1 protein-coding gene is annotated in these 503 nt (G+C 39.0%); it reads right to left on the reverse strand.

Features of this window, described 5'->3' with window-relative positions; all coding sequences use genetic code 11:
* A partial coding sequence (locus tag NE664_13295; protein MCQ4727607.1) for a hypothetical protein occupies positions 1 to 397 on the reverse strand: 397 nt, incomplete at its 3' end.
* Positions 398 to 503 lie beyond the last annotated feature (106 nt).

Raw genomic sequence — 503 nt, forward strand, 5'->3', positions numbered from 1 at the left:
CTTTGATTCGGGACAGGCACAGATTGTACTGGGCCAGTTTTTTTGATTTTATCATATAGCTTCGAAACGATTCAATGTGCGACATCCGTAAGTCTTTGATTCTTATATCTCCGATATAGCTGTTAACGGTACTTAACTGACCTTTAATCGTACTTATTGTCTGGTCTCTAACGCTTCCGAGCTTCTCGTTTGTAAGCCATAATTCAGACAATTCTTTAAAGGTGGTGTTCTGTTCCTGTAAGATGATTCCTTTGTCCATAAGACTCATAAAATCACGATAGTTCTTATCTAATTCTTTGATAGTGCTGCCATAAATTGTTTTACGGACTGGTTTTCCGTCTTTGATACCGATGGTTACCTGCTTGGAGTATCTTCCATCTTTACGTTTCTTAGGCATAATACTTCTCCTTTCTTTCGAAAGGGCATAAAAATAGCCCTGTATTTTTTGCCAGAGCTGTGATACAATATGCTTGTTGAGGGCATGTGTATCGGCTCTGGCTGAT

Source organism: Anaerotignum faecicola, from assembly GCA_024460105.1.
Taxonomy (GTDB): Bacteria; Bacillota; Clostridia; order Lachnospirales; family Anaerotignaceae; genus JANFXS01.